Origin of the sequence: Coleofasciculus sp. G3-WIS-01, assembly GCF_040223135.1 — a bacterium.
Taxonomy (GTDB): domain Bacteria; phylum Cyanobacteriota; class Cyanobacteriia; order Cyanobacteriales; family Coleofasciculaceae; genus Coleofasciculus.
In genome coordinates, this window is the sequence record NZ_JAVJZI010000006.1 from 1 (window position 1) to 10,416 (window position 10,416).

General features: G+C 46.2%; 9 protein-coding genes and 1 pseudogene. 6 read left to right on the forward strand and 4 right to left on the reverse strand.

Annotated elements, in window-relative coordinates; genetic code table 11:
- A pseudogene (locus RIM23_RS00325) lies at positions 1 to 222 on the reverse strand (hypothetical protein); the annotation flags it as partial.
- A complete protein-coding gene (locus RIM23_RS00330) occupies positions 222 to 1,412 on the reverse strand; it encodes a metal ABC transporter substrate-binding protein (RefSeq protein WP_446363456.1) in 1,191 nt (396 codons plus the stop codon). The pseudogene RIM23_RS00325 and the gene RIM23_RS00330, both read right to left, overlap by 1 nt.
- A 99-nt stretch (positions 1,413 to 1,511) precedes the next feature.
- Here RIM23_RS00330 and RIM23_RS00335 point away from each other — a divergent pair, with 99 nt between their 5' ends.
- The 6 genes from RIM23_RS00335 (at position 1,512) to RIM23_RS00360 (ending at position 8,982) form a co-directional block, all read left to right on the forward strand.
- Complete coding sequence (locus RIM23_RS00335) at positions 1,512 to 2,300, forward strand: metal ABC transporter ATP-binding protein (RefSeq protein ID WP_446363472.1); 789 nt, start codon at positions 1,512 to 1,514, stop codon at positions 2,298 to 2,300.
- 130 nt (positions 2,301 to 2,430) lie between these two features.
- On the forward strand, positions 2,431 to 3,318 hold the full coding sequence (locus tag RIM23_RS00340; RefSeq protein ID WP_446363458.1) for a metal ABC transporter permease: 888 nt from the start codon (positions 2,431 to 2,433) through the stop codon (positions 3,316 to 3,318).
- A gap of 568 nt (positions 3,319 to 3,886) precedes the next feature.
- Positions 3,887 to 4,111: a type II toxin-antitoxin system Phd/YefM family antitoxin gene (locus RIM23_RS00345; protein ID WP_446363460.1), complete on the forward strand. Its 225-nt coding sequence runs from the start codon at positions 3,887 to 3,889 to the stop codon at positions 4,109 to 4,111.
- Complete coding sequence (locus RIM23_RS00350; RefSeq protein ID WP_446363462.1) at positions 4,111 to 4,500, forward strand: type II toxin-antitoxin system VapC family toxin; 390 nt, start codon at positions 4,111 to 4,113, stop codon at positions 4,498 to 4,500. Before RIM23_RS00345 ends, RIM23_RS00350 begins: the two co-directional genes overlap by 1 nt.
- A gap of 405 nt (positions 4,501 to 4,905) precedes the next feature.
- Positions 4,906 to 5,226: a CU044_2847 family protein gene (locus RIM23_RS00355; protein WP_446363464.1), complete on the forward strand. Its 321-nt coding sequence runs from the start codon at positions 4,906 to 4,908 to the stop codon at positions 5,224 to 5,226.
- A gap of 3 nt (positions 5,227 to 5,229) precedes the next feature.
- Positions 5,230 to 8,982, forward strand: a complete 3,753-nt coding sequence (locus tag RIM23_RS00360; protein WP_446363466.1) for a HEAT repeat domain-containing protein — start codon at positions 5,230 to 5,232, stop codon at positions 8,980 to 8,982.
- Here the strand turns inward: RIM23_RS00360 and RIM23_RS00365 are convergent.
- Together RIM23_RS00365 and RIM23_RS00370 are read right to left on the reverse strand one after the other, a co-directional pair.
- Positions 8,946 to 9,224: a DUF1720 domain-containing protein gene (locus RIM23_RS00365; RefSeq protein WP_446363468.1), complete on the reverse strand. Its 279-nt coding sequence runs from the start codon at positions 9,222 to 9,224 to the stop codon at positions 8,946 to 8,948. The two genes, RIM23_RS00360 and RIM23_RS00365, sit on opposite strands and share 37 nt — an antisense overlap.
- 725 nt (positions 9,225 to 9,949) lie before the next feature.
- Positions 9,950 to 10,402, reverse strand: coding sequence for a chemotaxis protein CheW (locus RIM23_RS00370; protein WP_446363470.1), 453 nt, complete (start codon positions 10,400 to 10,402; stop codon positions 9,950 to 9,952).
- Between the last annotated feature and the right edge of the window lie 14 nt (positions 10,403 to 10,416).

Below are 10,416 nucleotides of genomic sequence, written 5' to 3' on the forward strand. Positions count from 1 at the left end.
TAACACGGTTTTCCCGGAATCGGCTAACTCGTGGAGAATCTCAAAAATAACAGCTTCGGTTTTTTTATCGATTCCCGCCCTCCCCACCGATAAATGAACAACAAAACCCGCCCTCCCCACCGATAACGGAACAACAAAACCCGCCCTCCCCACCGATAACGGAACAACAAAACCCGCCCCTACATAAGACATAAGACGAATGACGATCTCCACCGTTAACATTAATTGCCCCCGTTTAGAAATGCTTGATAATCGCCTCCCAAAGCTTCGACAATAGTACGGGTATTAGTAATCAGCATTTTCACATAAGTATCCGCTTCACTTCCTGGTGCGCCGAGGGAATCAGAATAAAGTTCGGATGGTGGTAATTTGACTCCCGCTTCTTCTGCAACCGTTTTAATCAGGGCGGAGTTAATCGTGGTTTCGGCAAAAATAGCGGGAACGCCTGCTTCTTTTACCGCATCGGATAGGGTTTTCACGGTTTGGGCGCTGGGTTGTTCTTCGGTGCTAATACCAATCAGAGTACCAATTACTTCTAATCCATAGGCTTGAGCATAATATTGAAAGGCGTCATGAGTGGTTACAAGTTTACGCTGATTAGCAGGTATGGTTTGAATCTGTTGAGTAATCCACGTATCAACCTGTTCCAATTCAGCCGTGAGTTTGGCGGCGTTGGCGGTAAATTTGTCTTTGTCTTCCGGTGAAAGTTCAATTAAGCGATCGCGTATCGCATTAACCATTTTAATCCCATGCTCTGCATCTCCCCAAACATGAGGATCAGGTTCCTTTTTTCCCTGATACTCAAAATCTAATGGCGTTACAACTTCCCCAACAGCAAAGGTTTTGGCATTTACCCCCGCCGACTGCATCAGTTTAATCAGTCCCGGTTCTAAGTTATAACCGTTGTAGAGAATTAGATCCGCTTTTTCTAAGGCAATTGTATCAGCGGGTACGGGTTCGTAAACGTGAGGATCAGCACCGGGTTCGAGGATTCCAGTTAACTCTATCTCATCTCCCCCGACTTTTTCTGTCCAGTCGGCAATAATGGTACTTGTGGCGACAACGTTAGGTTTGTCCTCTGCATCGGTTCCTGAAAGATTTGGATTTGTCGCCTCACAGCCACTGATCCAAAGTCCCAGAATCACCCCAGCTAATTTAAGTATGCCACCGTTGTAGGTTGGGTTGAGGAACGAAACCCAACTCTGATGAGGGAGCCTGTCGGATTTTGCTTGCGCTCTACCCAACTTACGTGAACTACCCTTTCCTTCAAGGAGGGCGGGTTTAGTCAAGCTATCGGTGTGTTGGGTAACGTTATCAGTCAAAAGAGCCCCTACACCTGTACACCCCTGCACCCTTGCATCTGTGCACCTGTACCACTGAGTTCTACCCTGCGAGTGAGTCATCACGTTCATTTAGTTTATATATTAGTTCTCATATTGTTTTCATTTTTGAGGATACAATATTTTCATAATTGTTTCATTTTTTAAAATCTCTCTGGTTTGATCATGTCAATGGTTATCTTGAATAGCAACAACCACAACCCCCAGCGCGATCGCGCCATCGTCCGCCAGGAACCCCTGAGGATTGGACACCTTAGCGTGCAATACCGCCTCGTCGAAGCGCTAAAGGATATCACCTGTCAGATTCAACCGGGGCGACTGACAGGGATTATTGGTCCCAATGGCGCGGGAAAAAGTACGCTGATCAAAGCGATGCTGGGGTTAGTGCAGACAAGCTGTGGTACAGCGATGTATCAGGGGAAACCCATGATGGATCAATTAGACAGAGTAGCTTATGTACCCCAGCGATCGCAGATTGATTGGACATACCCCGCAACGGTGTGGGATGTGGTATTAATGGGGCGGATACGCAAGACGGGATGGTTTCGGCGTTTCTCCAGCGTATCCCGACGCATCGCCGCCCAATCGTTAGCGCGGGTGGGTATGAGTGAATTTCGCGATCGCCCCATTGGACAATTATCGGGGGGACAGCAGCAGCGTGTTTTTCTCGCCAAAGCATTAGCTGAACAAGCCGATATTTTCTGTTTTGACGAACCCATGGCGGGAATCGATAAAAAAACCGAAGCTGTTATTTTTGAGATTCTCCACGAGTTAGCCGATTCCGGGAAAACCGTGTTAGTGGTTCATCATGATTTAGGGGAAGCGATTACAAATTTTGATGATTTAATTTTATTGAATCGGGAATTAATTGCCTCAGGTTCCCGCCACCAGGTAATGCAGGCAAATAACCTACAACGTGCTTATGGGGGTCAAGTCGTATTTTTCTCAGACGCTGCTTAATGTTTAAATTGTGTAGGGGCGGGTTTAGGGATTAAAATTGATTGTTTTTATTAACGTTAAGACAAAACCCGCCCTGGCTAACGTTTTAGGTATTTAACAAATGACATAAGACATCAACAAATAACAAATCATGCTTGACCTTTTAATTGAACCTTTGCAATACAGCTTTATGCAGCGATCGCTAATGACAGCCGTCTTAGTGGGGATTGTCTGCGCCTCGGTGGGAAGTTACCTCATGGTACAACGCCTAGCCTTACTCGGTGATGCGATTAGTCATTCTGTGTTACCCGGATTAGCGATCGCCTATATCGTGGGCGTGGATATCTTTCTGGGGGCGTTTTTGGCAGGTATTGTCAGTACCATTATAATTACCTGGATCAGGACGCGATCGCAGATTAAAGAAGATGCGGCGATGGGGATTGTCTTTTCCGCCTTCTTTGCCCTCGGTATTACTTTAATTACAGTTATTCAAAAGGACAATAAGATTGACCTAAATCACTTTTTATTTGGTAATATCCTCAGTGTTACGGGAGAGGAAGTGATTAATACAGCCATAATTACCGCCATTGTCCTCGCCATTGTTTTATTGCTGTATAAAGAATTGATGTTTTATACCTTTGACCCCGTAGGCGCAAAAGCGGCGGGATTACCAACAAACTTACTCAACTTTGGCTTAATGATTTTAATTGCCCTAACCATTGTCGCCAGTCTCAAAGCCGTTGGCGTGATTTTGGTCTTAGCCATGCTAATTACACCAGGGGCGACGGCTTATTTATTGGTGACAAGGTTACACCAGATGATGCTTTTAGGTTCAGGAATTGGCGTAGTTGCCAGTATTAGTGGAATGTATTTGAGCTATTTTTTCAACTTACCGTCAGGTCCTGCCATTGTATTAGTCACGTTTGGATTTTTTATGCTGGCGTTTTTATTTAGTCCGAGTCAGGGCGTTTTGACTCATCCCAGAGTTCAATCTAATCAGTCACAGATTTGGCGGGAAATTAAGGGATTATGGCGATGAAATGAGTCTGTAGGGGCGGGTTTAGTCACTAACTTAGCTAGTCACAGATAAATAAATAACAAAACCCGCCCTGAGTCAGCAAATCCTGTCTTATATCGAAAATGGGAAACGTAAAGTAGATGCTGAGAGGGAGTTACCCGCATTCGCCGGAGTCTACCGAAAGCCTATTGACTATTTTTACGAGACATTGGAATTATCCACTACCTCACAAACTTCGCCAATATCCCTGATGCCATCTGTTGCAACAGTAAACTTTGAGGCTCTTACCAACCGAGATAAACTCCAGCTAGCGGCTGATTTGATTCACCACGTTTTACAGGAAACTCAGTAGTAATTCCTTCCGCGAACCATGAAAGATTCTACCTGAGACTGTAACTGGGTGTCATGCCACCATCGTGCGCTCTTTGGTGGTGAAATGTATTGCGATTATATCCGATTATGGGTAACGTATATACTGTAGTCTATGCTATTTTATTTCCGTTACAGTTCAGCCTCAGTAACGCATTCGACCTGCTTCAGTTGGGAAATAAATGGTAGAATTTAATCTGAGAAAAAAGAGGATTTCTCTATGGAAAAAATAGATATCAATCAAGCCTTAATGCAAATCCATCAACTCCTGGAAAATGCCTCACTTGGTACAGAAATTATGATCACCAAGAATGACCTGCCAATGGTTAAATTAGTATCGCCGTATTCTCGACAAAAAAGACCCCCCCTTTTTGGTAGTGACAAGGGGATGATCTCCATAACCGATGACTTTGATGAACCCTTAGAAGACTTTAAAGATTATTAATGAAATTTATTCTGGATACTCATGCTCTGATTTGGTTCTTTTCTGGTCACTCTAATCTCAGCAATACTGTCCGCGAACTGATGGAAGATACTAATCATGAAAAATTTATTAGTATTGCCAGCGTCTGGGAAATGGCAATTAAACAAAGCAAAGGAAAATTAACTCTTTTAGTTCCCCTTGAAAATTACATTACGCAAAAGATAAACTTGGAGGACTTTGCCTTACTTTCTATTCAGTTAAATCATCTGGGAATAATTTCAACTTTACCGTTTCATCATAATGATCCTTTCGATAGACTTCTCATTGCACAAGCTATTGCAGAAAATATACCAATTATGAGTAGAGATGGGGTATTTGATGCTTATCCAGTCAAGCGCATCTGGGATTAATAATCGTAGATAATCGGATTATTGAACGGATATTCTAGAGATTAGCAATTTGTTGGGCAAACCAAACGGCTCTCTGGGAGTTATGGTGATAAGCCCTGATTAAAAAAGATGCGGAAATGGTCAGAGTTGCCATATCACCCAATTAATGACTATTTTAAGTCTACTGTTGCAATTCTAGAGTGCGATCGCGTTGCATGAAAGGGGGAAAATTCAAAGCATTCTCTCTCTAACCCCCCTTTCAAAGGGGGGCAAGGGGGGATGGAGAGAGGTTTGGAGAGAGGTTTTCTAGATCCCGTGAAAAGTCAGCTTGATCTTAAGGTTTATCTGCCGAACAGCGTAAGATAGGGATAACAAGTTTTTAGTCAGGGAACCTTAGCCCTTACATTTCCCATTGAGGAGAATGAAATGACCTTTGCCGAATCCCGCAGTGACACCGTTCCAGTTGAGCTTCCCAATGGGGCGATCGCGAAATTTGAGGTGACAACGACGGGGCGAGAAGATGTCAGCTTTGACGCCAAGCAGTTTCAGCCTGTCGCTGATGCGATCGAGGGGGTGGTGCAGATGATCGCCGCACCCCTGAAAAAAGCCAGACCCAAGAAAGCGACGGTAAAATTTGGCATGGAAATGGCGATCGAGGCGGGACAATTGACGGCGGTGATTGTCAAAGGATCGGGTAAAGCGAATCTGGAAATCACGTTGGAATGGGAAGCTCAACCTAAACCTTAAACCATGAGTCGCGTCGAGAATCTGTTGCAACAATGCACGGTGAAGCTCTCCCTTCCTGGTAGAGGTTGGGGAACAGGCTTTTTTGTCGCTCCAGAATGGATTCTCACTTGCGCTCATGTGGTGAAAAAGGCAGAGGGTGAACCGATTCAGGTACGCTGGCAGATGCAGGAGAATTGGTCACAGGCGGTGGTAGAGGAATTGCTCGCTGATCCTTATGATTTAGCGCTGTTGCGGGTGACGCTCCCCACTGATGCCGATCCGCCTTGTGTGTATTTGGATGGGGAGATTAAATCCCGCGATCCGCTCCATCTATTCGGTTATCCTGATCAAGAGTTTGACAATGGCTGTCCGGTAACGTTTAACTGTGAAGGCTTAACCGGAGATGAGCCAGGGTTAATTAAGTTTAAATTGGGACAGGTGCGACCAGGGATGAGTGGCGCACCGTTGCTGAATCAGCGAACGGGTAAGGTTTGTGGGATGGTCAAGTTTACCCGCGATCGCTCGTTTGATTTGGGGGGTGGCGCTGTACCAACTACCGTGATTTTGGAGCAGTTTCCCCAATTGCGAGAGTTTCAGCAGCAGTTTCATCAACGCGATCGCCGCTGGCGGGATTTAGTTCTAAAGCAGACTGAAATCGATGTTCAGCCCTATTTAACCGCAATTACCACTAAGTATAAGCAGTGGTGGCAGCTTTACACATTGACCGATGCCGAAAGCAAAAAACGGCAATCTCAGGACGTGACACCGATTTTTGACTTTGGGTTGATCGTGCAGAGGGTGAAAAAGGAGGAGCGAGAACAGCCACAGGAAGAGAAGGTCGAGCGATTTTCCGTCCTGGAAGGGCTGCGTAAGTATGCCCAGGAGCAGGTTTTGTTAGTTGGGCGTCCCGGATCGGGAAAGTCTACGGCGTTAGCACGGTTGCTCTTGGAAGAGGCGACAACTCAGAAATCAGAGTTTTTGAACAACTCCGACTTCTCACTCTGCACTCAGGAAGCCCTCACCCCCAGCCCCTCTCCCAATTCTGGGAGAGGGGAGTCAACCCAAATTCCGGTGTTGGTGGAACTGCGTTACTGGCAAGGTTCAATCACCCAATTAATTCTCAATGCCTTTACTCGCCATGAACTCCCCTTAACGGCGGCACAACTGGAAACCGTGTTGTCACGCTCCCTCATCCTTTTTGATGGGGTGAATGAGTTACCGTCAGAGGAAGCGCGATCGCAGCTTTCTGATTTTCGGCGCAACCATCCCAAAGTGCCGATGATCTTCACCACACGGGATTTGAGCCTGGGGGGAGATTTAGTGATTGAGCAGAAATTGGAAATGCAGCCGCTCACTGAAGCGCAAATGCAGGCGTTTATCCGTGCTTATGTGCCAGAACAAGCCGAGGAAATGCTGCGCCAACTCGGTGAGCGCTTGCGAGAGTTTGGGAAAACCCCCTTACTGCTGTGGATGCTGTGTGACTTGTTTGGCGAGACTCAGACAATTCCAGAGAATTTGGGGTTGGTGTTTCGATTATTTACTCAGGGGTATGAGCGCAACCTGAAACAGGATGTGGTGATTGAGAGCGATCGCGACTGGTGGAAATCGGTGCTGCAACAGTTGGCGTGGGTGATGATGCAGGGAGAGACGCCAACCGAACTACGGGTAGGGATTGCACGGGAAGAAGCAGTACAGGCGATCGCGCAATTTCTCAATGGCAAGGTGGCGTATGGCGAGGATTTTGCCCGTAAGTGTCTGCGGGATTTGCAGAAGTATCATCTAATTCAGGCAGGAACAGGCAATGAAGAGTTAGAGTTTCGCCATCAACTGATTCAGGAATATTACGCAGCCGAGGCATTGTGGGAACGGTTGCCAATGTTGAATGATGGGGTGCTGAAGCGGGAGTATCTCAATTACCTAAAATGGACGGAGCCAATCGCGTTGATGTTGGCGCTGGTGGATGATAGGCGAGCGGTGCAGGTGGTACAACTGGCATTGGCAGTGGATTGGCGGTTGGGAGCGCGGTTAGCGGGGGAGGTAAAGCCAGAGTTTCAGGAGCAGACGGTTGGGTATGTGAAGGCGTTGGATGTCCCTGCTTGGTTAAAGGTTCAGCTTTTGCGGGAGACGCGATCGGATAGTGCCATTCCCGGTTTGCTCAAACTGGTGGAAGATTCGGATTATTTTGTGCGTGAGAGTGCCGTCTATGCCTTAGGTGATATCGGTTCACAGAGGGCGATTCATGGTTTACTCAAACTGGTAAAAGATTCGGATTATTTTGTGCCTAGGATTGCCGTCTATGCCTTAGGTAAAATTGGTTCACAGAGGGCGATTCCTGCCTTGCTAAAATTCGTGGAACATTCTGACTATTCTGTGCGTATTAGTGCCGCAGATTCCTTAGGTAAAATCGGTTCCGAGAGGGCAATTTCTGGTTTGCTAAAACTGGTGGAAGATTCAGATTCTGATGTGTGTTGGAGAGCCGCAGATGCGTTAGGTGATATCGGTTCCGAGAGGGCGATTCCTAGTTTGCTCAAACTCATGGAACATTCAGATTCTGATGTGTGTAGTAGTGCCGCTTATGCCTTAGGTAAAATCGGTTCCGAGAGGGCGATTCCTGGTTTGCTCAAACTCGTGGAACATTCTGACTTTTCTGTGCGTTGGAGAGCCGCAGATGCGTTAGGTGATATCGGTTCCGAGAGAGCGATTCCTGGTTTGCTCAAACTGATAGAACATTCTGATTTTTCTGTGCGTAGTAGTGCCACAGAGGCATTAGGTGAAATCGGTTCACAAAGGGCGATTCCCGCCTTGTTAAAACTGGTGAAAGATTCTGACTATAATGTGCGTAGTAGTGCCGCTGAGTCATTCGGTAAAATTGGTTCACAGATGGCGATTCCCGCCTTGTTAAAACTGGTGGAAGATTCTGACTATTCTGTGCGTTGGAGAGCGGCAAATGCATTATGTAAAATCGGTTCAAATGCGGCGATTTCTGACTTACTCAAACTTGTGAAACATTCGGATTCTGATGTGCGTATAAGTACCGTCGATGCCTTAGGTGAAATCGGTTCACATCAGGAAATTTATGCTTTGCTAAAACTGGTAAAAGATTCTGACTATAATGTGCGTATAAGTACCGTCAATGCCTTAGGTGATATCGGTTCTGAAAGAGCGATTCCTGCCTTGCTAAAACTGGTGAAAGATTCGGATTATTCTGTGCGTTGGAGAGCCGTATATGCCTTAGGTAAAATTGGTTCTGAAAGGGCGATTCCTGGTTTACTAAAACTGGCGGAACATTCGGATTATTCTGTGTGTTGGAGAGCCGCCGATGCCTTGGGTAAAATCGGTTCTGAAAGGGCGATTCCTGCTTTGCTCAAACTGGTAGAACATTCGGATTTTGATGTGCGTAGCAGTGCCGCCGATGCCTTAGGTAAAATCGGTTCTGAAAGGGCGATTCCTGCTTTGCTCCAACTCGTGGCAGATTCTGGATCTTCTGTGCGTAGGAGAGCCGCCTATGCCTTAGGTGAAATCGGTTCTGAAAGGGCGATTCCTGCTTTGCTCAAACTCCTGGAACATTCTGACTCTTCTGTGTGTTGGAATGCCGCCGCTGCCTTAGGTAATATCGCTAAGAAAGACACAGGCGCCATCACTCAATACCTCCCCCATCTCCTCACCTTAATCCCAACTGATTCTGGTAAAAATGCTTTCAGCGTCATCCTCGCTATCCAAGAGAACTGCAAGTTCTATAACTACGAAATTTGGCAGGAAGCCCTATCTAGGGGATGATGAGGTTCCAAACCTAAAACTTGAGGTTCCAAACCTGAAACTTGGGGTTTCAAACCTGAAACTTGGGGTTTCAAACCTGAAACTTGAGGTTTCAAACCTGAAACTTGAGGTTTCAAACCTGAAACTTGGGGTTTCAAACCTGAAACTTGGGGTTTCAAACCTGAAACGCCGAGTAAAAGACTCGAATGACCAAGATTTGAGGAGCAACGGTGAGGATTGTTCTGGCGTAGTCGTGTCTTCACGCTTCAGTTTTCGGGGTTTTCGGGCAAATCCTTGTTCCATTTCCTCGACTTTGATGCTGTCCACCTAATTAATAGGGCATGGCAATGCCATGCCCCTACAACGAATTGATCCGGTAGGGGCACGATACTATCGTGCCCTGATCTAGCGCCCTGACGAGGTGACGGGGTGATGGGGATACGTTAAGACATTCTCCTGTTGCCTTTTCACCCAAAAACACGGCATTTCGACTTCAGAACACGGAACTGATCTGGCTCAACCCTGTTAAGGTTTGTCAAACCACCTCAAACCCTGACAAAGGACAAAGGATGATCTCCTCTTTTAACGTTTATTCTTTCCACCTAATTAATAGGGCATGGCAATGCCATGCCCCTACAACGAATTGATGCGGTAGGGGCACGATAGTATCGTGCCCTGATCTAGCGCCCCGACGAGGTGACGGGGTGATGGGGATACGTTAGGACCTTCTCCTGTTGCCTTTTCACCCAGAAACACGACATTTCAACTTCTGATACCAAATCCGGGTTAGCCACCCCCTTTATAATCTAGTCCGCGCAGGCGGACGAAAGTTTGTGTAGCTGCGACTTCCTCCTCGCCAGGGCAAAAAGGGGGTTTCTTTTATTCTTTCCACCTAATTGATAGGGCATGGTAATGCCATGCCCCTACAACGAATTGATGCGGTAGGGGCACGATAATATCGTGCCCTGATCTAGCGCCCTTATTTCCGCTACCCAACTGGATTCAAGAGTTGCTGCAAATCTAACATAAAAATTGTGGTCGTAACCTCCTCATCAGAGATAATTGCGGCATGACTAACCATCTGCAACTGACGGTTAGATTGAGGTAATCGGTGAATCATATCCCGGCTTAATTCAACTAAATTTGGCGGTTCATCGACGATAATGCCACAGAGTTCCCTAGCTAGAGGACGGGTAATTACTAAAAATGATTGGCGATCGGGTACAGTAGAGACTAAATATGGACTGTCTCTATCAGCATTTAACTGCTGATGCAAATCCACGAGCCGAATCGTATGATTCCCGATTTGAATTAATCCCATGGCATTCCAGCCACTGGCAGTTGGTGGAGTGTTGATTACTTTTAACACATTATCCATTGGCAGTGACATGAGACAGTCGCTAATCTTAAATACGATATATTTCTCTAATTCATGGTTCATGGTTCATAGTTGAT

Excerpts from the sequence above, each read along its gene's own strand:
- RIM23_RS00370 (WP_446363470.1), bottom strand. The coding sequence starts at position 10,402 with ATGAACCATGAATTAGAGAAATATATCGTATTTAAGATTAGCGACTGT.
- RIM23_RS00330 (WP_446363456.1), bottom strand. The coding sequence starts at position 1,412 with ATGAACGTGATGACTCACTCGCAGGGTAGAACTCAGTGGTACAGGTGC.
- RIM23_RS00355 (WP_446363464.1), top strand. The coding sequence starts at position 4,906 with ATGACCTTTGCCGAATCCCGCAGTGACACCGTTCCAGTTGAGCTTCCC.
- RIM23_RS00335 (WP_446363472.1), top strand. The coding sequence starts at position 1,512 with ATGGTTATCTTGAATAGCAACAACCACAACCCCCAGCGCGATCGCGCC.
- RIM23_RS00345 (WP_446363460.1), top strand. The coding sequence starts at position 3,887 with ATGGAAAAAATAGATATCAATCAAGCCTTAATGCAAATCCATCAACTC.
- RIM23_RS00350 (WP_446363462.1), top strand. The coding sequence starts at position 4,111 with ATGAAATTTATTCTGGATACTCATGCTCTGATTTGGTTCTTTTCTGGT.
- RIM23_RS00340 (WP_446363458.1), top strand. The coding sequence starts at position 2,431 with ATGCTTGACCTTTTAATTGAACCTTTGCAATACAGCTTTATGCAGCGA.
- RIM23_RS00360 (WP_446363466.1), top strand. The coding sequence starts at position 5,230 with ATGAGTCGCGTCGAGAATCTGTTGCAACAATGCACGGTGAAGCTCTCC.